At 65.9% G+C, this 26,328-nt stretch carries 27 protein-coding genes; 7 read left to right on the top strand and 20 right to left on the bottom strand.

What is annotated here, in order from left to right; genetic code table 11:
- The 4 genes from WA965_RS24600 to WA965_RS24585 form a co-directional block, all read left to right on the top strand.
- Nucleotides 1–1,051: phosphotransferase (locus tag WA965_RS24600; protein ID WP_526448164.1), on the top strand; the 1,051-nt coding region annotated here is incomplete at its 5' end.
- A gap of 90 nt (nt 1,052–1,141) precedes the next feature.
- Complete coding sequence (locus tag WA965_RS24595; protein WP_526302435.1) at nt 1,142–1,687, top strand: TetR/AcrR family transcriptional regulator; 546 nt, start codon at nt 1,142–1,144, stop codon at nt 1,685–1,687.
- A 65-nt stretch (nt 1,688–1,752) separates the two neighbouring features.
- Nucleotides 1,753–3,237, top strand: coding sequence for an aldehyde dehydrogenase family protein (locus tag WA965_RS24590; RefSeq protein WP_526302433.1), 1,485 nt, complete (start codon nt 1,753–1,755; stop codon nt 3,235–3,237).
- Nucleotides 3,234–3,680 (top strand): nuclear transport factor 2 family protein, encoded by a 447-nt coding sequence (locus tag WA965_RS24585; RefSeq protein WP_526302431.1) that lies wholly within the window; start codon nt 3,234–3,236, stop codon nt 3,678–3,680. The genes WA965_RS24590 and WA965_RS24585 overlap by 4 nt, the downstream gene beginning before the upstream one ends.
- A 13-nt stretch (nt 3,681–3,693) precedes the next feature.
- Here WA965_RS24585 and rlmN read toward each other — a convergent pair whose 3' ends face one another.
- The 6 genes from rlmN to WA965_RS24555 form a co-directional block, all read right to left on the bottom strand.
- Nucleotides 3,694–4,800, bottom strand: a complete 1,107-nt coding sequence (rlmN, locus tag WA965_RS24580) for a dual-specificity RNA methyltransferase RlmN (RefSeq protein ID WP_526302429.1) — start codon at nt 4,798–4,800, stop codon at nt 3,694–3,696.
- 52 nt (nt 4,801–4,852) lie between these two features.
- Nucleotides 4,853–5,734: a phosphatidate cytidylyltransferase gene (locus WA965_RS24575; protein WP_526302427.1), complete on the bottom strand. Its 882-nt coding sequence runs from the start codon at nt 5,732–5,734 to the stop codon at nt 4,853–4,855.
- A 1-nt stretch (nt 5,735) separates the two neighbouring features.
- A complete protein-coding gene (frr, locus tag WA965_RS24570) occupies nt 5,736–6,293 on the bottom strand; it encodes a ribosome recycling factor (protein WP_178362236.1) in 558 nt (185 codons plus the stop codon).
- Nucleotides 6,294–6,333: 40 nt separating this feature from the next.
- Nucleotides 6,334–7,080 (bottom strand): UMP kinase, encoded by a 747-nt coding sequence (gene pyrH / locus WA965_RS24565; RefSeq protein ID WP_526302425.1) that lies wholly within the window; start codon nt 7,078–7,080, stop codon nt 6,334–6,336.
- A 114-nt stretch (nt 7,081–7,194) separates the two neighbouring features.
- Nucleotides 7,195–8,667 carry a sugar transferase gene (locus WA965_RS24560; RefSeq protein ID WP_526448163.1) on the bottom strand — a complete coding sequence of 491 codons (1,473 nt, stop codon included), beginning with the start codon at nt 8,665–8,667 and terminating at the stop codon, nt 7,195–7,197.
- Nucleotides 8,668–9,085: 418 nt separating this feature from the next.
- A complete protein-coding gene (locus WA965_RS24555) occupies nt 9,086–9,769 on the bottom strand; it encodes a class I SAM-dependent methyltransferase (protein ID WP_526302421.1) in 684 nt (227 codons plus the stop codon).
- A 45-nt stretch (nt 9,770–9,814) separates the two neighbouring features.
- Between WA965_RS24555 and WA965_RS24550 the strand changes: the two genes are divergently transcribed.
- Nucleotides 9,815–10,231 (top strand): MarR family winged helix-turn-helix transcriptional regulator, encoded by a 417-nt coding sequence (locus WA965_RS24550; protein ID WP_526302419.1) that lies wholly within the window; start codon nt 9,815–9,817, stop codon nt 10,229–10,231.
- A gap of 22 nt (nt 10,232–10,253) precedes the next feature.
- On the opposite strand, the gene WA965_RS24545 is transcribed toward WA965_RS24550, so the two are convergent.
- The 6 genes from WA965_RS24545 to WA965_RS24520 form a co-directional block, all read right to left on the bottom strand.
- Nucleotides 10,254–11,174: an SDR family NAD(P)-dependent oxidoreductase gene (locus WA965_RS24545; protein ID WP_526302417.1), complete on the bottom strand. Its 921-nt coding sequence runs from the start codon at nt 11,172–11,174 to the stop codon at nt 10,254–10,256.
- Nucleotides 11,171–11,794, bottom strand: a complete 624-nt coding sequence (locus tag WA965_RS24540) for a TetR/AcrR family transcriptional regulator (RefSeq protein ID WP_526302415.1) — start codon at nt 11,792–11,794, stop codon at nt 11,171–11,173. The genes WA965_RS24545 and WA965_RS24540 overlap by 4 nt, the downstream gene beginning before the upstream one ends.
- Before the next feature lie 46 nt (nt 11,795–11,840).
- Nucleotides 11,841–12,668 (bottom strand): DUF2306 domain-containing protein, encoded by an 828-nt coding sequence (locus WA965_RS24535; protein ID WP_526302413.1) that lies wholly within the window; start codon nt 12,666–12,668, stop codon nt 11,841–11,843.
- Between the two features lie 9 nt (nt 12,669–12,677).
- A complete protein-coding gene (locus tag WA965_RS24530) occupies nt 12,678–13,619 on the bottom strand; it encodes an SDR family oxidoreductase (protein ID WP_526302411.1) in 942 nt (313 codons plus the stop codon).
- A 134-nt stretch (nt 13,620–13,753) separates the two neighbouring features.
- Nucleotides 13,754–14,659, bottom strand: a complete 906-nt coding sequence (locus WA965_RS24525) for a helix-turn-helix domain-containing protein (RefSeq protein ID WP_526302409.1) — start codon at nt 14,657–14,659, stop codon at nt 13,754–13,756.
- Nucleotides 14,660–14,713: 54 nt separating this feature from the next.
- Nucleotides 14,714–15,655 (bottom strand): alpha/beta hydrolase, encoded by a 942-nt coding sequence (locus WA965_RS24520; RefSeq protein WP_526302407.1) that lies wholly within the window; start codon nt 15,653–15,655, stop codon nt 14,714–14,716.
- A 235-nt stretch (nt 15,656–15,890) separates the two neighbouring features.
- On the opposite strand from WA965_RS24520, the gene WA965_RS24515 reads away from it, so the two are divergent.
- Nucleotides 15,891–16,376, top strand: a complete 486-nt coding sequence (locus tag WA965_RS24515; protein WP_526302405.1) for a nuclear transport factor 2 family protein — start codon at nt 15,891–15,893, stop codon at nt 16,374–16,376.
- Nucleotides 16,377–16,413: 37 nt separating this feature from the next.
- Nucleotides 16,414–16,836, top strand: coding sequence for an Atu4866 domain-containing protein (locus WA965_RS24510; protein ID WP_526302403.1), 423 nt, complete (start codon nt 16,414–16,416; stop codon nt 16,834–16,836).
- 82 nt (nt 16,837–16,918) lie between these two features.
- Here the strand turns inward: WA965_RS24510 and WA965_RS24505 are convergent, their stop codons facing one another.
- The 8 genes from WA965_RS24505 to tsf all read right to left on the bottom strand — a co-directional run bounded on the left by WA965_RS24505 (nt 16,919) and on the right by tsf (nt 26,169).
- Nucleotides 16,919–17,605, bottom strand: a complete 687-nt coding sequence (locus tag WA965_RS24505; protein ID WP_526302402.1) for a hypothetical protein — start codon at nt 17,603–17,605, stop codon at nt 16,919–16,921.
- 29 nt (nt 17,606–17,634) lie between these two features.
- On the bottom strand, nt 17,635–19,611 hold the full coding sequence (locus WA965_RS24500; protein WP_526302400.1) for a primary-amine oxidase: 1,977 nt from the start codon (nt 19,609–19,611) through the stop codon (nt 17,635–17,637).
- A complete protein-coding gene (locus tag WA965_RS24495; RefSeq protein WP_526302398.1) occupies nt 19,608–21,122 on the bottom strand; it encodes an amino acid permease in 1,515 nt (504 codons plus the stop codon). The genes WA965_RS24500 and WA965_RS24495 overlap by 4 nt, the downstream gene beginning before the upstream one ends.
- 37 nt (nt 21,123–21,159) lie before the next feature.
- Nucleotides 21,160–21,900 (bottom strand): ABC transporter ATP-binding protein, encoded by a 741-nt coding sequence (locus WA965_RS24490; protein ID WP_526302396.1) that lies wholly within the window; start codon nt 21,898–21,900, stop codon nt 21,160–21,162.
- 7 nt (nt 21,901–21,907) lie between these two features.
- Nucleotides 21,908–22,474, bottom strand: a complete 567-nt coding sequence (locus WA965_RS24485) for an ABC transporter permease (protein WP_526302394.1) — start codon at nt 22,472–22,474, stop codon at nt 21,908–21,910.
- A gap of 28 nt (nt 22,475–22,502) precedes the next feature.
- Nucleotides 22,503–23,678 carry an FtsX-like permease family protein gene (locus WA965_RS24480; protein WP_526302392.1) on the bottom strand — a complete coding sequence of 392 codons (1,176 nt, stop codon included), beginning with the start codon at nt 23,676–23,678 and terminating at the stop codon, nt 22,503–22,505.
- 136 nt (nt 23,679–23,814) lie between these two features.
- Nucleotides 23,815–25,233 carry an amidase gene (locus WA965_RS24475; protein WP_526302390.1) on the bottom strand — a complete coding sequence of 473 codons (1,419 nt, stop codon included), beginning with the start codon at nt 25,231–25,233 and terminating at the stop codon, nt 23,815–23,817.
- A 108-nt stretch (nt 25,234–25,341) separates the two neighbouring features.
- Entirely contained in the window at nt 25,342–26,169 is an 828-nt protein-coding gene (gene tsf / locus WA965_RS24470) for a translation elongation factor Ts (RefSeq protein ID WP_526302388.1), read from the bottom strand.
- Nucleotides 26,170–26,328 lie beyond the last annotated feature (159 nt).

Raw genomic sequence — 26,328 nt, 5'->3', positions numbered from 1 at the left:
GCTGCGGGCGGTGCCGCGCACCGTCGCCGACCTCGACGCCCGCGCGATGTCGAAGCTCATCGGGCGCACCGTCACGTCGGTGACGGTGCTCAGCGGAGACGCAGGCACCTCCTCGCGTGCTCGTCTCGCGCTCACCGGCCCGGATGTCCCCGCCTCCGTGTTCGTCAAAATGGCGGCCGAGACCGTCGCCACCCGGCTGATGGGTGAGCTCGGCAATCTGGCCGCGACCGAAACACGCTTCTACCGGCAACTCGCCCCGGAACTGTCCGGGGTGCCGCGCAGCCACGGTTCCCAGTTCGATCCATGGACGGGCAGGTTCGTGCTCATCCTCGAAGATCTCGCGGACCCGTCCGTATCGACGTGCGAGTTCCCCGACACGCTCCACCCGATCGACCCCGACCGGGCGGCGCAGGTGATGGAGCTTCTGGCCCGACTGCACGCGACCTTCTGGGGCCGCCTCCCCGCCCGCGCCGGGACCGGCGCCCTGGGCTGGCTCTATGCCGCATCGGACGACAGCGCGTCGCTGCTGACCGGCCCGCTGTTGAAGGCATCGTCGCGACGGCTGGCCGAACGCACCGATCTGCCGCTGGAGCGCGGCCGCTTCATCGACGACAACTATCGTGCGGTCGCGTCGGTGATCGATCGTCCGCCGCACACCGTCATGCACGGCGACGCCCACCCGGGCAACCTGTACTTCCGCGACGGGCACGCCGGGCTGTTGGACTGGCAGGCGGTGCGCCGGGGACATCCCAGCCGGGAGTTGGCTTACACGCTGATCACCAGCATGGCCACCGAGGACCGGCAGGCGTCCCAGCGGGATCTGCTCGACGTCTACCGGCGCGCGCTGGCCGCCGGAGGCGGGCCACACCTGGACAGCGACGAGCTGTGGGATCGCTATCGTCAGGGCGCGCTCTACCCCTATGTCGCGGCGCTGATCACAGCGGGCATGGGCGGTATGCAGACCGAGGACATCGCGATGAAAGGCGTCCAGCGCAGCCTCAGTGCGCTGGCGGATCTCGACACGGTCGCGCTCCTGGAGAAATCTCTGTGACCGACACCGGGGCACGCGGGCGGCCACGGCTGCGGCCACCCCCTACGATCAACACCGACACCCGCCGGAACCTGTAGCCGAGGCCAGGACGTGAACGAACCCGCACACTCAGCATCCGACCCCGCCGAGGACACCTCGACGCGGCATCGGATCCTGGTCGCCACCGCCGAAGTGCTCGGCCGCAGCGGGCAGACGAAGCTGAGCCTGTCCGAGGTTGCCCTGCAGGCCGGGGTGTCCCGCCCGACGCTGTACCGCTGGTTCGCCTCCAAGCAGGAACTGCTCGACGCGTTCGGAATCCACGAGCGCGAGATGTTCGAGACCGGTATCGCCCGGGCCACGGCGGGCCTGCGCGGAACCGACAGGGTCGACGCCGCAATGCGATTCATCGTCGAATATCAGCAGTCCTACTCCGGGGTGCGACTGGTCGACATCGAACCGGAGGTCGTCATCGGACGGCTGACCCACATCATCCCCGCCATGCGGACCCAGCTGGAGAAACTGCTGCCCGGACCCAACGGCGGCGTCAAGGCTGCGACGGCGATCCGCGTCGCGGTGTCGCACTACATCGTCCGCAGTGACGACGACGACCAGTTCCTGGCGCAGCTCCGACACGCGGTGGGAATCAAGACCGGCTGAGTCCGCGGCCGGCGAGTCGGCAGGAATGCGTGACACTTGGCCAAAAACTTGTAAAGCTAGCTGACATGACGGCTACGGAGACAGAAACAGGCGTGCTGGCCGGTGACGAGCGGATGCTCATCGACGGCGAGCTGCAATCGACCGCCAGCGGAGCGACATTCGATGTGATCCATCCGGCCACTGAGCAGGTGGCCGGCCGGGCCACCGACGGCACGGTCGAGGACATGGCGCGGGCCGTCGGTGCGGCGCGGCGGGCGTTCGACGACACCGACTGGGCGCGTGACATCGAGTTCCGCCACCACTGTCTGATGCAGCTGCATGACGCGCTGGAACGCAACAAGGAGCGGCTGCGCCGGATCCTGATCACCGAGGTCGGCTGCCCGGTGACGGTGTCGGGTTCACAGATCGAGAGCCCCATCGAGGAGGTCAAGCACTGGGCCGACCACGGGAAGGCGTTCGACTATCTCGTCGACACCGGGGTGCATCCCACCCAACTGGGCCCCGCACGACGCAAGATCCACTACGAGGCCGTCGGCGTCGTCGGGGCTATCACCCCGTGGAACGTGCCGTTCTATCTCAACATCGCCGAGACCGTGCCCGCTCTGATGGCCGGCAACACCGTCGTGCTCAAACCCGCGCAGCTGACCCCGTGGTCGGGCAGCGAGTACGGCCGCATCGTCGCCGAGGAGACCGACATTCCCGCCGGGGTGTTCAACGTGGTGGTGTCCAACGCCAACGAGGTGGGCGCGGCGCTGGCGTCGGACCCGCGGGTCGACATGATCACCTTCACCGGGTCGACCGCGACCGGCCGGGCGATCCTGGCCGCGGGTGCCCCGACGGTGAAGAAGACGCTGCTGGAGCTCGGCGGCAAGTCCGCTCATATCGTCCTCGACGACGCCGACTTCTCGTCGGCGCTGCCGATGGCGGCGATGATGGCGTGCGTGATGAGTGGCCAGTCGTGCATTCTGCCGAGCCGGATCCTGTTGCCCCGCAGTCGTTATGACGAGGGCGTAGAGGTCCTCAAGTCGATGATGGAGGGTTTCCCCGTCGGGGATCCGTGGACGCCGGGCAACATGCAGGGCCCCCAGATCAGCGAGACCCAGCGTCAGAAGGTGCTCGGGCTGATCCGCTCCGGCATCGACTCGGGAGCGCGCCTGGTCACCGGCGGCGGCATCCCCGCGAACCTGCCGGTGGGCTACTACACCCAGCCCACACTGCTGGCCGACGTCGACCCGGACTCGCAGGTGGCCCAGGAGGAGATCTTCGGCCCCGTCCTCACCGTCACCCCCTACGACACCGACGACGAGGCGATCGCCATCGCCAACAACTCCATCTACGGCCTGTCCGGCGAGGTCAGTGGCGGCGACGTCGACCGGGCGTTCGCCATCGCCTGCCGGATGCGCACCGGAAACGTCACCATCAACGGCAAGAGCCACTTCGGAATCGGAAGCCCGTTCGGCGGCACCAAACAGAGCGGGCTGGGCTACCGCAACGGCGAAGAAGGCTACAAGGAGTACCTCGAGGCCAAGACCATCGGGATGCCCGAGTGAGCGAAGCTTGCGAGCGAACCACGGATCTGACCGATGAGGCCGAAATCGCCGCGCTGTTGTACCGCTACGCTCGCGCGGTCGACACCAAGGACTGGGAGCTCTACCGGACGGTCTTCACCGATGACGCGCATATCGACTACTCGTCGGCCGGCGCCGCGGCGGGAAGCAGAGACGAGGTCGCCGACTGGCTCGCCGCCGGGTTCGGCGCGATCCCGTGGACCATGCACTACATCAGCAACATCGAGGCCGACATCACCGGCGACACCGCGACCGTGCGGGCGATGTTCTACAACCCGATGCTGTTGCCCGGGATGTCGGAGCAGAGTTCCTGCGGTGGCTACTACCACCACGAATTGGTGCGCACACCCGACGGGTGGCGCAGCAGGCACCTCCGCGAGGACAACGTCTGGTTCGTGAACGCGCCGGCGGGCGGGCAGCGCTGACGTCAGGGGACACTCAGCCCTCGGCAGCCAATTGCCCACAGGCAGCGGCGATCTCGCGGCCGCGGGTGTCGCGTACCGTGCAGGACACCCCGTGTTCGCGCACCCGACGGACGAACTCCCGCTCGACCGGCTTGGGGCTGGCGTCCCACTTGCTTCCCGGTGTCGGGTTGAGCGGGATCAGGTTGACGTGCACGAGCGGACCGAGAGCGCTGTGCAGCTTCCTGCCGAGCAGGTCGGCCCGCCAGGGCTGGTCGTTGACGTCGCGGATCAGGGCGTACTCGATCGACACCCTGCGCCCGGTGACGTCGGCGTAGTAGCGGGCGGCAGCGAGCACTTCGGAGACGTTCCACCTGTTGTTGACCGGCACCAGGGTGTCGCGCAGTTCGTCGTCCGGGGTGTGCAGGGACACCGCGAGGGTGACGTTGAGTCGTTCATCGGCGAGCTTGCGGATCGCAGGCGCCAGGCCGACGGTCGACACCGTGACCGACCGCGCGGAGATGCCGAACCCGTCAGGAGGCGGCGCAGTGATTCTTCGGACCGCGGCCAGCACGCGGTTGTAGTTGGCCAGCGGCTCCCCCATGCCCATGAACACGATGTTGGACAGCCGGCCGCCGTCGCGAGACCGCAGCTCCGCACTGGCGGCGCGCACCTGCTCGAGGATTTCGGCGGTCGACAGGTTGCGGGTCAGCCCGCCCTGGCCGGTGGCGCAGAACGGGCAGGCCATGCCGCAGCCGGCCTGCGAAGAGATGCAGACCGTGTTGCGGTCGGGGTAGCGCATCACGACCGACTCGAACGTGGTCCCATCAACCGCGCGCCACAACACTTTCCGGGTCTCGCCTGCATCGCACTCGATCTCGCGGTGTACGTCCAGCAGCGGCGGGAAGAGCGCATCGGCAACCTGCTCGCGCACTGCGGCCGGCAGGTCGGTCATCTGCCCGGGGTCGGCGATCAACCGGCCGTAGTACTGGTTGGCCAGCTGCTTGGCACGAAACGCCGGCAGCCCGAGCTCGCCGACCGCGCTCGACCGGTCGGCGTCATCAAGATCGGCGAAGTGCCGCGGCGGCTTGGCGCGGCGCGGCGGGTCGAATACGAGCGGCAGGGCCGGCAGAGATCCAGACATGAGTCCTGCCAGTATCTCATCCCGAGGCGGCTGAACCCGATTCCAAGCCTCGTCAGGCCAGCAGGGACAGCACGATCCAGGTCGCCACCGCCGACGGCAGCACCGAATCGAGGCGGTCCATCAAACCGCCGTGGCCGGGCAGCAGCGTGCCCATGTCCTTGATGCCGAGATCGCGCTTGACCTGCGATTCGACCAAGTCACCCAGCGTTCCGGTGAGGACCAGCATCAAGCCCAGCGGGACACCGACCCAGGCGGGCATGTCGGTGAGGAACCCCACCGCGAGCACCGAGGTCGCGATGCCCAGGACCAGCGACCCCGCCAAGCCCTCCCAGGACTTCTTGGGGCTGATGGCCGGCGCCATCGGGTGCTTGCCGAACAGCACCCCGGCGGCGTAACCGCCGACATCGGAGCCGACCACCACGAGCATCAGGCAGAAGACCCGCCCCGCACCGTCGTCGGGATAGATCAGCAGCACACCGAAACTGGCGAACAGCGGCACCCACGCGGCCACGAACACCGTGGTGGACATGTCGCGGAGGTAGTTCTGTGGCGCGTCGGCAAGACCGCCCGACACCAATCGCCAGATCATGCAGACCACGACGGTGCCGCCGAAAGCCCCCAGCGCACCGGCCGCGCCGAACGGCCAGGTCAGCCACACCATCGCCTGGCCGCCGACCAGCAGCGGTACCAAGGGGATCGAGAAGCCGCCCTCGCGCAACCGGCGGACCACCTCGAGGGTGGCCACCACGACGGCCGCGGCCACCACCGGGACCCACACCAGGGGGACGAACAGCAGGATCGCGATCAGCGAGAACCCGAGCGCCATGCCCACGCCGATCGCCGCGGGCAGGTTGCGCCCCGCCCGGGACGCCTTCTTCTGCGGCGGTTCGTTGACCGGCTGCTCTACCACGGGAATCGATTGCTGATCGGCCACCTCAGACCTCCAGCAGCTCGCCTTCTTTGTGCTTGACCAACTCGTCGATCTGGTTCGTGTACTGGTGGGTGCTCTTGTCGAGGTCCTTCTCGGCGCGGGTCACCTCGTCCTCGCCGGCGTCGCCGTCCTTCTTGATGCGGGACAGCTCTTCCATCGCCTTGCGGCGGATGTTGCGGACCGACACCTTGGCGTCTTCACCCTTCGATTTGGCCTGCTTGACCAGATCGCGCCGGCGCTCTTCGGTCAGCTGAGGGATGGAGACGCGGATGATGTTGCCGTCGTTGGTCGGGTTCACTCCGAGGTCCGAGTTGCGGATCGCATCCTCGATGTTGCGCAGCTGGTTGGCCTCGTAGGGCTTGATGACGATCATCCGCGCTTCAGGGACGTTGATCGACGACAGCTGGGTGATGGGCGTCATCGAGCCGTAGTACTCGATGTTGATGCGGTTGAACATGCCGGGATTCGCGCGGCCGGTGCGGATCGACGCCAAGTCGTCCCGTGCCACCGACACGGCCTTCTCCATCTTCTCCTCGGCATCGAAGAGAGTTTCGTCGATCACTGTGCTCCTACTTCCTTGCTCCTCGCGTGCGCGGCCACGGTCAGGTGGTGACCAGGGTTCCGATCCTCTCACCTGCGACCGCACGCGCGATATTGCCATCGGTGAGCAGATTGAACACCAGGATCGGCATTCCGTTGTCCATGCACAGGCTGAACGCCGTCGCGTCGGCCACGGCGAGGCCACGATCGATGACCTCGCGGTGGGTGATCGCGGTGAGCAACTGGGCGTCCGCGTGCACCCGCGGGTCCGCGGTGAACACGCCGTCGACCGCCTTGGCCATCAGGACCACCTCGGCGCCGATCTCCAACGCCCGCTGCGCAGCAGTGGTGTCGGTGGAGAAGTAGGGCAGCCCCATACCGGCGCCGAAGATCACCACGCGGCCCTTCTCGAGGTGCCGACGAGCCCGCAGCGGCAGGTAGGGTTCGGCGACCTGACCCATGGTGATCGCGGTCTGCACCCGCGTCTGAATGCCTTCCTTCTCCAGGAAGTCTTGCAGCGCAAGGCTGTTCATGACCGTGCCGAGCATGCCCATGTAATCGGAGCGGGTGCGTTCCATTCCCCGCTGTTGCAGTTGTGCGCCCCGGAAGAAGTTGCCCCCGCCGATGACCACGGCGACTTGCGCACCGCTGCGCACCACCTCGGCGATCTGTCGCGCGACGAGCGCCACCACGTCGGGGTCGAGGCCGACCTGCCCGCCGCCGAACATCTCGCCACCCAGCTTGAGCAGCACCCGCGAGTACGCGGGGCGAAGTGGCGATGCGACAGCTTCGGTGTTGGAATCCCCCATCGATCTTCTCGGCCTCCTCGAATGCCAGTGCCGCTGCCCCCAATCGCCCCAGGAAGCGCACATCCATCCTGCCTCATGCAGCGTGGTGTCGGAGTCGTGGGGTGAGCGTCGGTGCTACTCGGCGCGGCGCAACACCGCGGGCACAGTCATCGCCAGGATCTGCAAGTCCAGTCCCAATGACCAATTCTCGATGTAGTAGTTGTCCCATTCGGCCCGGTCGTCGATCGAGGTCTGGCCACGAAGACCGTGCACCTGCGCCCAGCCGGTCATGCCGGCCTTGACCCGGTGTCGTTCGCCATAGAGTCGAATCTCCTCGTTGAACAGGTCGACGAACTCCGGACGTTCCGGGCGCGGGCCCACCAAACTCATCTCGCCCTTGATGACGTTGATCAGCTGTGGGAGCTCATCGAGCGAAGTCGACCTCGTGATCTTGCCGATCCAGGTGCGACGGTCGGCACCTTCGACACCACCGGGGGCGTTCTTCGCCCCCGGCTGGAAGGCTTCTTCGGAATCATCCGGCGCCCGCATCGATCGGAACTTCAGGCAATCGAACACCACACCGTCGCGACCGATGCGCGGCTGGCGGAAGAAAATCGGTCCCGGTGACGAGAATCGCACCACAGCCATCAGGGCGAGGAACAGCGGCGAGATCATCGTCAGAATCGCGAATGCCGCGATCCGGTCGAAGACGTGTTTGGTGGCGAACTGCCAACCCCTCGGGTTGGTGTGCGGCAACACCAGCAGTGGAAGGCCACCGACATGGTCCACCCTGGCCCGTTTACCGACGGTGTCGAACATCCGAGGCACCACCCAGACCGTGAGTCCCGACAGGCGAGCGACCCTGATAACCGGCATGAGGTCTTCGTCGCTGGTCTTGGAGAACGCGACGACGATCGCCTCGGCTCCCGTGTGCCTGATCGCTTCGGCCATGGTGTCGGGTGTTCCGACCGCCGGGATCGAGGACCCGTCGCCGCCTGACGAACCCCAGGGCGACTCGGCGTCGATGAGGCCGACCGGCGCGATGCCGTACTCAGGGTGGTCGATGAAACGCTGGGCCAAGTGGTTCGCAATCCGTCCGTTTCCGACGATCAGCGTCGGGGACAGCAGGACCTGGCGCCGGCGCAGCATCCGCTTGGCGGTGACGGCCGCCAACCGGCCCACCGGAAGAAACACTGCGGTGACCATCCAGACCTTGGCCACGGATCCGCCCAGATCCCCGTCCACGCCGCTGACGACCATGCCGCTGAGGAGCAGCATGGCGGCCAGCGCCGCGGATGTCTGGATGGATACGAATTGTTCCGCGAACGCGGAATGGAGCCGCCGACGGTACGACGAGCGCAGCGCGAGCATTGCCAGCAGGGTCGGTGGATAGGACGCCATCATCCACACCGGCGGCACCGGCAACCCGCTGTCGCGCACCCACATCAGGCCCAGAGTCGTCGCGACACTGGCGGTCACCAGGTCGGTGGAAAATTTGATCAGTGTTCCCAGCGAACCCGTGTGAAGAGCTCCACCGGCACGCGATGCGCTCACGGACGCAGCGTCCGAATAGCTCTGACGCTGCCCATCGATTACCCGCAAGGCCATGGCGCCCTACGAGTTCTTTGGAGATCTCATTGCCGGAGACTACTCGATCCGACGTTTGCCATTCTGGACTAGCAGTCGCCCGTCACAAACGATGCAACGGCACAGTAATCCAGCTTGTGGGAGCCGATTTGCCAGAATTCACCAAGGTGGAAAATGCGCAAAGTTCGGATACTCCGCGCGTACAGATATTTGCCACAGAGATCCCGCCCGCTTCTGCGCCGCCGGCAGAGACCGGGAGTGTGGGGGCCTGCTCCGTTGGCCCAGCTCACTGGCTGCAGACGCGTGGACAACACCGGTAAGGCCGATACGCGAGAATCATGGGCGGTCGTTCCCAGCACACCGACGTTGCGATTCCAGCAACGCAGGCGGGTCACATCGAAAGCACCGCTTTGAACAGGAGCGCGCGCAGTCTGCGGGCTCAACCGCGGTGCGCCGACAACAACCAGGCAGGCATCGACTTGAGGCCGTCGGCCTCCTCACGGATTCCGGACCCTGCGAAGGCCTCGGCGTCCATCGCCGCGGGGATGTCGGCGTGGATGCGGGCGGGGCGGATTTCGTCGATCTCCCAGTAGGGCGACACCGCGGCGCGAAGTTCGGCTTCGGTGACGGCGTTCACGGGTCCGCCGGCGGGCATACCGGTCGCGTCGAACACCAACACGAAATAGACCGCGCCCGGCGCCGCGGCGCGCACGATCGACTTCTGATAGCCCTCGCGGAGCTCCACCGGCATGGAATGGAACAGCGTGCTGTCCACGATGGTGCCGAAGCGGTCGTCGTAGCCGGTGAACGAGCTGATGTCGGCGACCTCGAAGCTTGCGTTGTCCAGGCCAAGACGGGCGGCCTCTTTGCGCGCGAGTGCGATCCCGGTCGGCGACTGATCCAACCCGACCGTGGTGAACCCGCGGGCCGCCAGATCCAGCGAGACAGCAGCTTCACCGCAGCCGGCGTCCAACACGTCACCGTGAAAACGGCCGGCCTCGATGAGCGCGGCGATCTCCGGCTGAGTCCTGCCGATGCTCCATGGCGGCCGGTTGCCGGCGCCCAGCTCTTTGACCTCACCGCGGTAGGCGGCTTCGAACATCTCGTCGCTCTCGTTTGTCATCACACCGGTTTATCAACGTGGTTGATATATGTCAACATGATTGACATGCCGGAGCACACCGACGAGCCACTGGGCTACCTGCTGTACCGAGTGGCGTCCGCGCTGCGCGCCGAAGTCTGTGAATCGGCTCTGGAACCGCTGAATCTGTCTTTCTCGCAGTACCTCTGCATCCGCATTCTGTCGCGGTACCCGGGCCGTTCGAATGCCGAACTCGCCCGTGACCTCAATGTGTCGCCGCAGGCGATGAACGTCGTGTTACGGTCCCTGGAAGCCCGCGGTGTGGTGGGCCGACCGTCGTCGGCAGCGTCCGGGCGCTCACTGCCCGCGCAGCTGACGCGGGACGGGACCACACTGTTGGCGACCCTGGAGACTGCCGTCCATACAGCCGAGGATCGTGTGCTGTCTGCGCTCACCGACACACAGCGCCGGGAGTTCCGCCGGCTGCTCGCCATCCTCGGATAGTCCCGAACCGACGGGTTGGATACTAGGCGCAGACGCTCTCAGTCAGACGCTCGCTGGCGCCCCACAGGTCGTGTGCCAACGCCCGGTCATAGGACGCGACCGACGAGCGGATCGGCTTCGCTCCCTCGAAGTAGGCGCCGGTGACACCGTCCAGTGCGGGGTCGTGAACAAGACGCGCGAGGCGTCTACCCGAAGCACGAGCGCTGTTGACGTTCGGGAGCACACGCAGGACGGGCATGACATACTTCCAGACCAGCTTTCCGATCGGTGAATAGTCGCGCGCCAAACCGGAACCCGGCATCAGACCGGGGTCGAAGCTGGTCACCGTGACACCCTGCGCGCCCTGCCCGAGCTTTCGATCCAACTCGTAGGCGAAGAGCACATTGCACAGCTTGGACGTGGTGTAGCGGCGACGACCGTCGGCTGGATCATCTGCCGAGGGGTGTGCGAGTTCTTCGGCGGAGGTGTACTGCGGGTGGGGCATACCGGTGAACTTGTCCGGATCGTGTGTTCCGCTGCTGACCACCACGATCCTGGCCGGCGCTTCCAGCGTGTCGAGCAAGCCGCGCGCAAGGGCGAAGTGTCCCAGGTGATTAACCCCGAATGTCATTTCCAGGCCGTCAGCGGTCAACTGAGTGCCGTCAACCACCTGGAGGCCTGCATTGCACACCAACGCGCGCAACGGTGGGACACCGGCAGCCTGCAGACGTTCTCTGAACCCACCGACCGACGCCAGGGAAGCGAGATCGAGCGGCAGCACCGTACAGCGTTGTCGCGCACCGAGTTCGGCTACCGCTTCGGCACCGCGTGCCGGATCGCGCACCGCCAGAACCAGGTGCCAGCTTTCATCGGCCGCCAGCAGGCTCCGCGCACATTCAAGGCCAAGACCTGTGTTCGCACCCGTGATCACCGCGGTCCTCGTGGTAGCCGGTGTTGATGTCAACTTTCCTCCAGAAGTATTGGTAGCAGCGCGGAGACGGCTTGCAACAGTCGCCGGTACATCCGTTCCACGTCGGTGGAGTCCGGTTCTAGGTGATCGGCGATGAACACCCCGTCGGAGACGGCAACGGCCAGTGCAGTGAGTTCGGCGATGACGTCCTCGGCCTTGGCCGAGGGCGTGTCGGCGGGCATCAGCGTGCTGATTGCGTTCCGCCACCCGTCGATAGCGGTATCCCGCACCCGCCGGACGATCCTCTCGACCGCCGGGTCGTCGTGACGTTCCAGCGACAGGATGAAGAACAACCGGAGGAAGTCTGGGTGTTGAGCCAGCAGTCGGGCCGTTGCGTCGAATTGGGGTTGGATGCCGGTGTCCGCTGACTCGTCGTGCCGCGGGATCGCGGCGAAGAAGCGCGCCGCTCCGCGCTCCATGACTGCAGCGAGCACACCATCTTTGGAGCCGAAGTGCCAGTAGATGGAACTTGCGGGAAGACCACATGCCTTGCAGATGTCGCTGATCGAGGTGGCGGCGTAGCCGCGGGTGCCCATCAGTCGCTCCGTCGAGTCCAAGATGAGCTCGCGCGAGTCCTCGCCCTGCCGCTGCTTCTTGGTTGTCGGCTGCGCCATCGATGCTTCCTGTCTGTAAGGATCGTTACAGACAGAGTAGCAGGTGTTACAGCTGGGCGTAAACCCCTCCCGCGACCACGACGGTGGACAGAGCGAGTGCCACAAATGCGTTGAGGCGCAGAGTGATTGAGCTGTCGGACCGTTGGGCGCGCACGTAGAGTTCTGCGACCGCGAGGTTGGGAAGGTAGAAGAAGAAAGTCATCACGACGTCGAACCACCCGCGAAAATCCGGCGTGCGACCGCCCCAGTCCAGCAGGCCCGACAGTCCGTACTCCAACCGATAGAGCCAGGATGCGATCACGAGGGCGAACAACCGGATGGCCCAGGTGCGATGTGCGCGAAAGTCACCCGCGCGTGCGCGGCGGAACGTCTGGATGGCCGCCACCACCATCAGAATTCCGTACAACCCGAACCCGACATTCATCGCGCCGGCACCGACCGTGCCCTGCAGCACGATGAAGCCGAGCCCACCGAGTGCGGTCAGCAGGGCCAGCACCACATAGCACCGCCCGATCCACCGATGGATTCCCGGCCACCTCGCGCGCACGACGCCCAACAGTTGAACGCAGCCGAGCACCATCACCACCGCGCCGGTCACGAAGTGCAGGCCGATCGAACCCGTCGCGCCCGGGTTCTCCGCACTGAACAAGCCCGGCAGGAAGTTGCCGTTCCACCGTTCGAGGTCTCCGCCGAGGAGAGGCGCTATGTAGGCGAGGGCGATGTACAGACAGAAGTGCAATCCGCTCACGCACAGGATCGCGACGAGGGAGACGCCGAGCCAGCTGTTGGCCGACGTGAGAAGCCCGGCCGCCTGCGACCGCGGGCTGTTGGTCCCGGCGGGTGAGCGGGGTCTCTGCCGCACCGAACTCGGCATCCCCACCACCTACCGCATCGCGAAGCGCAGCCCGACGAGCCGCTCGGACAGCTCCCAGAGCCGGGCGGCATCGGCCATATCCCTCGCCGGCTCGTAGACCTCCTGCTCGGCGGGCGCTCCCGCCGTGTGCTGGAACCCTCTGGGCCCGTAAAACTTTCCACCGTCGGCGTCTGGATTGGTCGCCGCGTACAGGGCAGGCAGAAGCCCTTGGTCGACGGTTTGGGTGAAGACCCCCATGCGCGCGAACGATCGGATCAGACGAACCGACATCGTGTCGCGGGAGCGGCCCATGTGCGGTTGGGCTGCCAGCAGATTGGTGGCGGTGACGCCCGGGTGGGAGACGTTGCTGGTGATGCCCCAGCCGGCCTGCGCACTGCGGCGGTTCAGCTCCAGACCGAACATCAGGTTGGCGATCTTGGACTGGCTGTATGCCTTGCCCACCGAGTAGGACTTCTCGAAGTTGGGATCGTCCCAGTTGACGGCGTTCGAGCGTGCCGCGATGCTGGACTGTGTCGTGACCCGGGCCCCGCCCGCGGTCAACAACGGCATCAGCCGGGCGGTGAGCGCGAAGTGACCGAGATGGTTGGTGCCCCACTGCAGTTCGAATCCGTCGACAGTGGTCTGTCGCTCAGGTGGGTTCATCACCCCGGCGTTGTTGATCAATACGTGAATCGGCCGGCCCTCGGTGACCATCGCGCCGGCGAGGTCGGCCACCGACTGCAGTGACGACAGGTCCAGTCGCCTGATGCTGACGCGCGAACCGGGTACGGCGACGTTGATGCGGTCGACCGCGTTGCGGCCCTTCTCCGGGTTGCGGACCGGAAGGATGACCTCGGCACCGGCGGCGGCCAGCCGGCCCGCCAACCCGAAACCGACACCGTCGCTGCCTCCGGTCAACACCACCAACCTGCCTGTCAGGTCGGGCACGACCACGTCCGCTCTGCGCGCCATCAAGTTCTCCTCAGTGTGTTGTCGGCTCGATGTCTCCCACGGTGTCAGCTCCCACGAATCACATTCAGGGGGTGGTTATCCGCTGACTGCCGGTCCCTCCCCGACCCGGGGGTCACTGACGGTTGCGGGGTTCGCTACAACCGGCCCTCGGCCGTGATCAGGTCGGCGGTCGTGAATCGGGCATCGTGCGACAGCTCGCGACGGTCGCGCAGGTAGGAGTCCGGGTCCGCACCGAGTGCGGCCAGCTTGGTGTGACTGGGTGATCCCGGCTCGGCTGTGAACACCAGCAGCGAGTGCAGCTGCACCGGGTCGAGGAGTGCCTGACACTGAAGTTCGAGAAGACCCAGCTTCGGATGAAGAATGCGCTTGGTGAGCTCATGGCGGTGCGCGACATCGTGCTGCTTCCACAACTCGGCGAACTCGGCGCTGCAGCTCAACAGCGCATCAACGTACTGGGCCGCCCGTGAACCGGCACCGTCACGCACGTAGGCCACCCGGGTGCCGGCGACGAAGCACTGCGCGATCCCGAGGTGATCGTCTTCCGGATACATCGCGCGAGCATTGTCATCGGTGAACCACCGGTACACCACGCTGCGCGCAAAACCCTGATAGGACGTCTGGTCACCGAGGAGGGCGCGCGCCGCGGGCGTCTGCACCAACGCCTCGCCGAGCGCCGACACCACCTGCGCCGGGGTGTCCTGCAGCCGATCGAGGATCCGCATCGTGGCCGGGCTGACGTGCTCGCCGATCACGGTGCGCGCCGGGGCGTTGTGGCCCGCCAACCGGAACAGGTGATCGCGTTCGTCCACAGACAGTCGCAGGGCACGCGCGAGGGAGGCCACCACCTCTTTCGACGGTTGTGGTGCCCGCCGTTGCTCCATTCGGCAGTAGTAGTCGGTCGAGATCGTGGCCAGTGCCGCGACCTCCTCGCGGCGCAACCCGGTGGTTCGCCGACGAGGCCCCTGAGGCAGCCCCACGTCTTGTGGGGTCAGCGCTTCGCGTAGACTGCGTAGGAAATCGGCCAACTGCCCCTGGTCCATGCGTCCATTGTGACCACGGACCGGGGGCGCCAGCCAGGGATCGCCAGACCCCCGCTACCTCATCCCGAGGTGCTCGGTGAAGAACGTACCCAGTTGCCGCACTGCCTGGTCGACGTACGCCGGGTCGTCGTACAGGTCGTAGTGGCCGGCGCCGTCGATGACGAGGACATCCTGCGTATTCGGCGCTGCCTCCGCCAGCGCCATGCCGTCGGTGTACGAGCCGGTCGTACCGACGCGGCCACCCACGATGACCTGCAGTGGTTGGGTGAGCAGCGTGTCGGCAAGGTGGAAAACGTCGAAACCGAGAAGCAACGCGTCGCTGCGAGACAAGCGGCGATTGGTGCTGTGCATGTTGAATCCTCGTGAGGTCCGATAGAACCGGATCGCATCCAAGACGTCAGGGTCCGAAATGCCCTGCGCAACAGCTTGTTCGGGAGAGTCGGGAAGCCAGTGAGCGCGGACCTCCTCACCGCCCCGGGCCGCGACGGTACGTTGCTGCGCGACCGAGTCCAGCGCCGAAGCCACACCATCCGGCGTAGCCGTCGCCGCATCGCGGAATGCCCGACCGATGTTGACGGGAACCACCGTGGCCACAGCGCGCAGTCGGTGATCGGTCATGGCCGTGTGCACCGCGTATCCGCCTCCCGCACAGATGCCCAGGATTCCGATCCGGGCCTCGTCGACGTGGTTTTGCCCGATCAGGTGATCGACCGCATACCGGATGTCGTCGGCCCGCGCATAGGGATCCTCGAGGTCCCGTGGCTGTCCGCCACTCTGACCCTGAAAAGCCGGGTCAGACGCCACGGCGACGAAACCGAGGTCCGCCAGCCGTGATCCGTACACCGCGCCGATCTGCTCCTTGACGCTGCTGCCCGGTGTGGAGATGACGATGGCGGCGTGCCTGCCATCGTCGGCGAAGTTCTCCGGCAGATGCTCCTGGCCCGCGAGATATGTTGTCCCGCGCGGTATCGTCACGTCCCGCACTGTGCTCGCCATGGGTAGACCGACTCCTCGATTCGGGATCGAACGGGCTGAGGTTGTCAGCCACACTGCACCGATAGTGCCGTTATTGATCAACGACATTCAGCGCTCAACATTCCCCTCGAGCACCCTGTGGGCACCGGCGAGATACGTGCCAGGGAGGACTGCACCCTCCCACAATCGCGTCCACGTCTCTACGTTCGGCTGCATGACATGTGCTTTCCTCCGGAGAAGACCACGAGTAGTCACGATGGTGATCGCCGCCGTCCTGGTGGCACTGCTGACGATCGGTACCAGCGCGACAAGCAACGCCGAAGACCTCACCCGCACCGGCCAGGAGCAACGCAACGCCCAGGTGGTGCGCGACGCCTTCGCACTGGGCGTCAGCGATGAGAACAGCTTTTTCTCGATTCTGTCCGAGGACGTGCAGTGGACGGTGGCGCGAGCGGTGGACCCGACGACCTACACGAGCCGATCCGAGTTCCTCCGCGACGGCGCGGGTCCCGTCCAAACCCGCGTCACCGGCCCTATCCAGGCCGACGTACGGGAATTGATCACCACAGACGATGTCGTCGTGGCCCTCTGGCAGGGCACCGCGACCGCACGTGATGGCCTCCCGTACATCAACAGCTACGCCTGGGTGATGACGATGCGTGACGAACGGGTGGTGCGCGTGACGGCGTATCTGGACCTCGTGGCGCTCGACGAACTGCTGCAACGGGTGAACCCGGCATGACCGACGTCGCAGTCCCCCACCGACCACAGGAGCAGCTATGTCCCATCCCCTTCCCGGCTCCATCGCGGTGTGTGCTCACCGTCGCGCCTCGGTCCACCGGCGCTTCGGAGCGTCGGTGATCGTGGCCTGCGCGATGCTGGTCACCGCGGCCTGCCAATCGGTACCTGCGGCCAGTCCGAGCCCGAGCGACCTCACCTCAGTTCGGCAGCACGCCGCCACCGAGCACCCCTACGTGGGGATGTGGGTGACAGCTGATGGTCGAATCCGACAGGAACTGCTGCCCACCGGCCGCTACGACGAAGCCAGAGCCGGGCGCACGAGCGCGTACACCGGACGATACGAAGTGCGCGACAACCACATCGACTACTGGGACGACACCGGCTTCACGGCCGAGGGCACCTTCGTCACCGATACCGAACTCCACCATGGCGGGATGATCTTCTACCGGCAACTGCCGTAGTCACGGACGATTGATCCGCGGATCGTTGGACCCTCTGTGCCGCCGCACACCGCGATTCGGAGAATGACACCGAGCAGGTGGCTCACGGAGCACGTTTACCGAAGGTGAGTGCCAGATCCCAGGGCGTCAGCCCCCACGTCTCGATCGCCGCCATCATGATCGAGGGCGCCGCGTCGATCGAGGTCGCCGATGCCGGGGTGCCGATGCTCGTCCTGTCGTGGCCCGCAACGATGTGTGGCTGCCAGGTCTCCGACGAGTCAGGCGGCGGCGCGGTCTCGATCACGCTGATCGACCCGTCGTCTTCGGGCAGCAGGATGAAAAGACAGAACGGTTCGGCCGGGGCGTCCCAGCCGCCCCGTTCGACGGCGAAGAATTCCCCACTGCTCAGGCAGTGCGTGATGCTCTGGACGAGAAGCGCTCGAACGTCGTCGTGTGTTGAGGTGGGTAGCTCCGTAGCCGGGGCGACGCGCAACGCCTTGGCCTCGAATCGCAGGCCGCCGTCCTCGGTGCGTGTCGGAAACCTAGGTTGGAGCAGCAATGTCCCGGTGCTCTCGGAGAGCAGGGCAGTCTCACGAAATCGCCTGGGCGCACGAAGGGATCGGCCGATGACGCCCGTGCCCTGAATGGAATGCAACCCCTGCGCTTCCGGCACCGACCACAGCCGTGGACCCCCGGGTTCGGTCCACGTCTGCAGCAGACCGCCGACACACAGGCTCAGAGAGGCGGTTGTCAGCGTGTCTCCGGGATGGAGTGCACCACCTTCATTCACAACCTCTCACTGTAGAGACGCGCCGGCGCTCAGTGCTGGTGGCATGCCTTCGGCGGCGACGGCGGGATGTCGAGGGCCGGGTTCCCGTCGAAGAAGCCCACCGGCTTGAGGTGGAATCCGGTGTAGGCGCAGGGCATCACCGGCCAGTCCTCGGGCCGCACCACGTGGTGGGCGCCGACGGTGTACCAGAGCACCACATCGGTGTCCTCCAGCGGTGCGTCGTCGGCGATGAACTCCGGAAGCCCCTGGACATCCGCTGACTGGTACATGTAGTCGCCCGCCGCGAATCTCTCCGCCGGGTCGTACTTCGTCACCCACAGGTTGTGCTGGACGAACCGGGCCCGGTCGTAGATGTGGGATCCCTCCTGCACCATCACCGGCACCACTTCCTTGGGGGTGAGCTTGTAGGCCACCGGTTGCCCCAACTCGTTGATCTTCGACGGGTTCGCGACCTTCCAGTACCTGCCGGTCGACCAGTTCCAGTCCCGCGCACCGTCGGACTCGGAAGCGACCATGGTGTCCTGGGTGATCCAGGCGTTGTGGTGCGGATTGCGTGCCGGGTCCGGCTCCGGGATCGAGTCCACCTCGTAGACAGTGTTTCCCGGACCGTCGATGCTCATGTCCAGCCGGAAATTGAAGAAGTGCTGGTGGTTGGGTCCGTAGATTCCAGGGGCGACCATCTTGCCCCATCGCGGCTGCTCGCCGTCTTCGATCGCCCCGGTGGTCAGCACTCCCGAGAGCTTGACCTCGACCTCGATGGAGGCATCGTTGTAGAAGTACCAGAAGAAGCCGTACTCGTAGTTGCCGACGGTACAGATCATCGAGATCACCAGGCGCCGGGACCGCCGCACCTCGACCTCCTCGGTCCGGAAGTCGGTGTGCTTCCAGGAGATTCCGTAGTCCTCCTCGTGCATGCAGATCGCGTTGGGGATGACCACCGCGTTGCCGTCGGAGTCGTTGACCGTGCCGTCGAAGTAGTGGATCTCGCCGAGACAGTCACAGCCGAGCCGTAGTGGGTTGGCCGAGAACCCCATGCCGACCTCGCCCATGTCGAAGACGTTCTTGTTCCAGTGGGTCGGCGAGCTGTCGCCGTAGGGCACCACCATCTCCGAGAGCGACGCCCGGTACATGATGGGCCGGGTCTCACCCCGGTCGGTGTAGGAGACCTCGTGCAGCGTGATGCCCTCGCGCGGGTTGAACCCGATCCGCATGGCCCACTTCTGCCATCGCACCTGCCACCCGTCGACGGTGAAACTCGGGCCGTCGGGCTGGGTGATCTCGATCGGCTTGACGTCGGAACGGAATTCGCTGAACGCCGGCCGGTTGTTCGGGTCGAACATGAACTCCTCGGAGTAGTTTCCCGCCGTCGGCGGCAGCGGCACCACCCCGTGATCCTCGATGTCGATGACCTCCATCGCATCGAGGTCGAAGGTGACGATCAGACCCTCGACCGGCCGCGCGTACCCGTGCTCCGACGGTGCCGCCCGCATGAACGTCAACGGCCGGCAGACCAGAGCCGAATTGTCGTAGTGGTCCTGTGCGCCGTAGTAGCCGGCCGGCCACGGGTCGATCATCGCGAGGCTGAAGTCGGTGACACCCCGTTTGCGCATCGCCTCCTGCCAGCGCGGGTCCTCCCGCACCTTCTCCTCCACCCCGATCATGTGCTCGACGAGGTAGGACGGGAACCGCCCCGGAATGGCCGTCCAGGCGTCGACGGTGCCCGCAAGGACGTCCACCACAGCCTCGTAGATCATCTTCGCCGCGGCGTCGTACATGGTGACGAACGCCCGCCGGGGAACCGGGATCGCGGGATCGAATGTCAGCTGGGCGTTCTTGTCCGGTTCCGCGAGCTGGATCATCACGAACTTCAAGGTGGGGGTGCCGTATTCGGATCCGGAAATGATCCGGGCCGCGGACTCGATCTCTGAGCCCGAGAGCGGGTCCAGAGGATAGCGGACTGAATCACCCGTGCCCGGCTCGCTCAGAACCGTGCTGTCCATGGTCATTTCGTGGGTTCCTCCGTATCGGTTTTGGTGAGGTCGAACACCGCCAGGTGTGCCAGCGAATCTTCCTGACTGGTCTTGTGCGCCGACCGGCGCCCGAAGATGTACACGACCAAGCCGAGGGCGAACATGCCCAGGCTGATGCCGCCGACCCACGTCATCCAGGTGGCCTGCGGCACGTCGATCCACGGGGTGACGAACGAGTAGTAGATGCCCCCGACGGTTCCGACCGAGCCGACGATCACCACGGTCCACACGCCGACCATGCCGCCCGGGATGCGCCAGAACTTCTCGTTGACGTACCGATCCGCGTATTTCCGGCGTGCGACGACCAACGGGATCAGGAAGAAGAAGCCGGAGAGCAGCCAGACGGTGCTCAACCCACCCTGCAGGTAGATCGTCACGTTGGCCATGCTGCTCTGCGAGTACAGCCCGATCAGGATCAGCGACGAGATGACACCCTGGATCAGAATGGCGGACACGGGGTTACGGGTGCGCGGGTTGAGGTGGGTGAAGATCCGCGGCAGGTGACGCTCCAGACCGGAGACGAAGATCAGCCGCGAGTACGCCACCTGATAGGTCATCAGCGCCACGATGATGATCCCGGCCAGCACCACCGCACAGATCTCCATCAATCCCGGGAAACCTGCCACGTCGAGCATTCCGATCACACCGGTCACCGGGTCGATCTCGTCGCCCGGAAGGGCCATCATCGTGCCGAGTGTGGTCAGCAGGTAGATGGCCACCAGTGCTGTGGAACCCCACAGGATCATCCGCGGCCCGCTCCTGCGCACCGACAGGAACTCCGCGCCCATGTTGTACGGCGTCTCGACGCCGAGCAGGTACAGCAGCACGGTCCCATACAGGAATCCCGCGACCGCGAAGTTGGGGATCGTGGCCTCCGCCCAGCTGAACGGGGTGGCCGAGCCGTTCTCGACCGCGAAGAGCAGACCACAGATGAAGATCGTCAACGTCAGAACGCCGTACACCACGAAGACGACGTTCATGATCTTCTGGTTGGCGGCGAGTTTGGCCAGCGCCAACCCGATCACCGTCCATAGAATCACCAGCTGCAGGACGATGCTCGTCGTCAGCCCCAGTTCGGTGTGGAACGCCAAGAGCAGGAACTGCAGCACCACCGCCGGCGACGACGCCGCATTCAGGATCACCGGCACCCACGACAGATAGCCACCGATGAAGCCCCATTTCTCGCCCATCGTCCGGTAGGCCCAGATGTACACACCGCCTTGACCGGGCCAGAGGTTGCCGAGTTCGACGACGGCCATTCCGGCCGGGACCAGGAAGGTCAAAATGCCCAGCACCCACATCGGGATGGCGGTCCAACCACCCGCGGCCATGATCGACGAGCCGGTGACCCAGCAGATGATGAAGACGTAGGCGGCCGTCAGGCCGAAGGTGCTCATCACCTTGGGCAGAATCTGCTCGGGGACAAGCTCGGTGGTCATCAGCTTGTCGCGGTCCGACGTCCGCACGGCGTCGAGTTCTTGGGTCATCGATTCTCCGGTGGCTAAGTAACCCAGAATGATTGGGTCAGTTGATGATTTGTCCGTCTTTCATCCGGACGACACGGCTCGCTTCATCGGCCACCGTGGAATCGTGGGTGCTCGCGACCACGGTGACTCCCATGGTCGAGCACAGGTCGCGCAGCATCCGCACCACCGTCTCGCCGGTGCGGTGGTCGAGGTTGGCGGTGGGTTCGTCGGCCAGCACGAGGGTCGGGTTGCTGATCAGCGACCGCGCGATCGCGGTCCGCTGCTGCTCTCCCCCCGACATCTTGGTCGGTTGATGATGCACCCGGTGGCTCAATCCCACCAGGTCGAGGAGGTCGGTCGCGCGCCGGCGCAGCGCCTTGCGGTCGTAGGGTTCGAACATCAGTGGCAGTTCGACATTCTCGACGGCCGACAGGAACGGGATCAGGTTGTAACTCTGGAAGATGAAGCCGATGGTGTCGTGCCGAAGGGCGGCGAACTGACTCTCCGAGAGCTGTGCGGTGTCCCTGCCGGCGAGCCTGACGGTGCCCTTGGTCGGCCTATCCAACCCACCGATGATGTTGAGCAGCGTGGACTTTCCGCTGCCGCTGGGGCCCATCAGACACACGAATTCGCCCGGCATCACCGTCAGTTCGGCCGCGACGAGCGCTTTGACCACCTCGTCGCCGAGCTTGTGCAACTTCCAGACATCGCTGATCTCGATCACCGGTCTGGGTGAGAGCTCGGTGTCGATCGCAGGTGTGGCGTCGGTTGATTCGGTGGTTTCGTGCAATGCGGTCATGTGCGGTCTAACCTCCCGCTGTCAGGGATCGGATGGGTGGACGCGACACCGCGTTCCAGGTGGGCACAACGCTGGTGGCGAGCGCCGCGGCGATGCTGACGCCGACGGCGATCACCACTCCGGCGGCCATTCCGCTGTAGGAGATGCCGGTGGCGACGAAACCCAGTGCCGCCAGCAATATCCCGGACCCGATCGCCAGCGCCGCACCGAGTAGCGCACCGAGCACCGCCGCAACGGCGGGTTCGACGAGCAGCGCCGCCACCACGGGTCCGCGGGGCACCCCGTTGGCGCTGAGTACCCCGAGTTCGCGGGTGCGGTGAGCGACGGTGCGCGTGGTGGCCACGGCCACTTCCACCACGCCGACCAGCAGGACCGTCACCGCGATCAGCGTGACCGCGCGGTTGATCTCGTCGGCGTGGCCCAGCGATGCGGACTGCGCGCTGATTCCCACCGACATCCCGAACACCAGCACCACCAGGAAGGCTCCCGTGGCGGTGGTGACGACGGGCAGCACCATCTCCCGCATCCGGCGCCGCGCGGACATCCACCCGTAGGTCAGGCCCTTGCTGATCATGACTGCCCGTTCCTCGCGCACGCGCTCATCACCGTGCCTCCAGCAGCGCCACTGGCCGTTCCTGCAACAACCGGTGCACCGGCACCAGCGCACCGACGATGGCCATCGCGGGCAGGAACATCGCCGTGACCGCAGCACCCTGCGCCCAAGCCGTCACGGTGGCGATGCCGGGGATCACCAGCGCCACAGCAATACCGGCCATCAGCACGCCGACGAGGTATGCGGCAAGGAACACGATCGCCGACTCGACCAGGAAGAAGTACAACACTTCGTCGGCGAGGCCGATGCTCGACATGATGCCGAATTCGCGACGCCGTTCGGTCACCGCCGCCAGGAACGAGGACACCGCGATCACAAATCCCAGGCCGAGTCCGATCGTGGAGATCAGACCGAGGGTCGAACTCGTCACCTTGCCGGAGAACAGCGCCGAGAACTTCTGCTCGAACGTCAGCGGTCCTGAACCCCCGACGGTGTCGTAGATCAGCCCCGCCCCCTCGGGATCCGGGTTCACAGACGGGTCCGGGGTGGCCGGCAGATCCACCGCGTCGCCGAAGGCCGGGGCGAGATCGCGACGCTGTTCGGCGCCCCGCGGCGCGGACACCAGCCACCACCCGTTGGCGCCGACTACAGACTGTGCGACCGGTGTCGGCACTGTCATCGACTGCCCGTCGCCGTTGATCCCGATGCGCAGAACCTGCCCACCCACCGTCAGATTCTCGCCCGTCCCGACACCCAGTCGATCAGCGAGCGCCGCGCCCAGAACAGCTTCGCCGCCGGCGATTTGGTCACTTCCCCGCAGCGACACCGAGTGGCCGTCCAGATCGACGACCCCCGAGAGCACCCGGGTACCGTCCCAGCCGTCAGGGAGGGTGATCACCGGCGCGGGTCCGTCGGCAATCAACGCCTGCGCTGCGGGGTCGTAATGGACACCGGCTGCGGACACCACCCACAACTGGGCGCCACCGAGCACCTCTGCCACCGAATCCTCGCCCGTGATGGCAAAACTGGCCGAGATCGTTCTCACGATGGTCACGCACGCGATCGCCAGCGCGATGCCGAGGACGGACAGGGTGAACCGTTCTGGCCGGCGCCGGATATTGGCCAGCGCAAACCGGACGAGGCACGCGAACGTGTTGCCGGTGCCGGTAGGGATCTGCGTTGATCGGACGGGTGTGGGCTCGTTGTTGACCTGACTGGTCTCCACGACAGCGATGGTGCGAGCGCAACGTTTCGCCGGCCACCACGTGCAGTGTCGGCGCTGTTAACACGCAGCCTGTCCCGTTACGGCGATGTGTCTTGCCCGCAACGGATTTCGTCGTCGATCAAGATCACCGCCGGCGTCAGCCCTGAATGCGGGACCAGGGCCGGGCCTCCTCGAGCTCGTAGGCGAGCTCCAGAAGGCGGGCGTCCTGACCGAGCTGCGCCGAGAACATCATGCCGACCGGCAACCCGGATGCAGATTCGGCCAGCGGCAACGAGATCGCCGGATCCCCGGTCACATTCTGCAGTGGAGTGAACGCCACCCACTCGATGAGACGGTCGACGATCTGTTGGTAATCGCCTGTCGGATCGAGATGGCCGATCCGTGGTGTCACCTCGGCCAGCGTCGGTGTCAACAGCACGTCGTGGTCGGCCGACATCCGCGACGTGATCCGTCGCACCCGGGCCAACCGGGCGATCGCCAACGGCAGCCGGTGCAGGTTACGCGCAGCGTGCTTTTCGAGGCCGAGGGTCAGGTTGTCGAGCTTGCTCCGGTCGAAACTCTCCCCGAAGGTGCGGCGACCACCCTTCACCAGAGCGAACGCGAGCAGTGCCCAGTACAGCAGGAAGTCGTCCTTGAAACGTGGCGGTACGGGGTTGTCGATCACGGTCACCCGATGCCCGAGTTCTTCGAGAAGTGCAGAGGTCTTGAACGTCAACTCGCTGACCTCGGGACTCGCTTCGCGCGCGATGGACTGCGTGCAGACGGCAATGCGCAGGCGCTGCTTGCCGGGTCCGGTGATGTCACCGATCGGCGGCAACTTCGGATTGGCGGCCACCCGTTCCATTTCCCGATAGAACGCGGCGGTGTCACGTACGGAGCGGGTGACCACACCGTTGTGCACGATGCGCACCGGCATCTGCCGCATGTCCTTGTCGAGTGGCAACCGGCCGCGCGATGGTTTGAGTCCCACCAATCCGTTGCAGGCCGCGGGGATTCGGATCGATCCGCCCCCGTCGTTGGCGTGTGCGATCGGCACCACCCCAGCCGCCACGAACGCCGCCGACCCCGACGATGACGCACCCGCGGTGTGCTCGGTGTTCCACGGATTACGCACCGGCCCCAGCCGTGGGTGTTCCGCCGACGCACTGAAGCCGAACTCCGAGAGTTGGGTCTTGCCCAGCGGAACCAATCCGGTTCCCAGGTACGCACGCGCGAAGTCACCGTCGGAATCGGCGGGGCGCGGATCCCAGGCGTCGGTGCCGTCCATCGTCGGCATTCCGGCGACGGCGACGTTGTCCTTGAGGAACGACGGCACACCGTCGAAGAATCCGCCGTACGGCCGACGAAGTTCGGTGCGCGCCCGCGCCCTGTCGAACGCCTCGTATGCCAGACCGTTCAGGGCCGGGTTGACCGACTCGGCCCGGGCGATCGCGGCGTCGACGACCTCACGTGCCGACACCGTCCCGGAGCGGAGTGCGTCGACCAGGCCGACGGCATCGAGGTCACCCAGGGCATCTCCGGAGAATGGTTCGCCGAAGGCGTGAATACGGTCCATAGGCCGACGGTACCAAAGCGTACCGGGGTGGATGATCGATCAGGTCCGGCCAAACACGAGGCCCCCGAGACCGGAGTCTCGGGGGCCTCGGGTGAGACAGCGACCGGGCTAGGCCTGGCCGACCTCGAAACGGGCGAACCGCGTCACGGTCACGCCGGCCTCGTCGAGCAGGGCCTTGACCGTCTTCTTGTTGTCGGACACCGACGGCTGATCCAGCAGCACGACGTCCTTGTAGAAACCGGTCACGCGTCCGTCGACGATCTTGGACAACGCCTGCTCGGGCTTGCCCTCATTGCGGGCCGTCTCCTCGGCGATGCGCCGCTCATTGGCGACGGTCTCCTCGGGCACGTCCTCGCGGGTGAGGTACTTGGCCTTGAGCGCGGCGATCTGCAGTGCTACCGCGTGGGCCGCCGCCTTGGCCTTGTCCGCGTCGGCGCCGGAGTATTCGACCAGCACACCCACCGCGGGAGGCAGGTCTGCCGCCCGCTTGTGCAGGTAGACCTCGACCGTGCCGTCGAAGTAGGTGGCACGGCGCAGTTCGAGCTTCTCGCCGATCTTCGCCGACAGGTCGGCGATGGTCTGCTCGACCGTGGTGTCGCCGACTTTCGCGGCCTTGAGGGCGTCGACATCGGTTGCCTTCGCAGCGGCCGCGGCCGCCACGATCTGATCGGCGACCGACTGGAACTCCGCGTTCTTGGCGACGAAGTCGGTCTCGGAGTTGAGCTCGATGAGAGCTCCGTCCTTGGCCGCGACCAGGCCCTCGGCGGTCGCACGCTCAGCGCGCTTGCCGACGTCCTTGGCGCCCTTGATGCGGAGCAGTTCGACGGCCTTGTCGAAGTCGCCGTCAGCGTCGACGAGCGCGTTCTTCGAGTCCATCATTCCGGCGCCGGTCAGCTCCCGGAGACGCTTGACGTCGGCGGCTGTGTAGTTAGCCATGTCAGCCTTTCGCTACGAGTTTCAGGAAGTGGGTTCGGCGGCGGCAGCAGCCTCGGCCGGGGCAGCTTCCGGTGTAGCGGCGGCGGTGGTCGCACCCGCCAACCGCTCCTGCTCCCACTCGGCGAGCGGCTCGGCCGCCTGGGCCTCCGGCTTGTCGGC

The sequence above is a fragment of the Mycobacterium sp. genome (assembly GCF_049683935.1).
Lineage (GTDB): Bacteria > Actinomycetota > Actinomycetes > Mycobacteriales > Mycobacteriaceae > Mycobacterium.
This window is presented reverse-complemented; position numbering and strand designations above follow the sequence as displayed.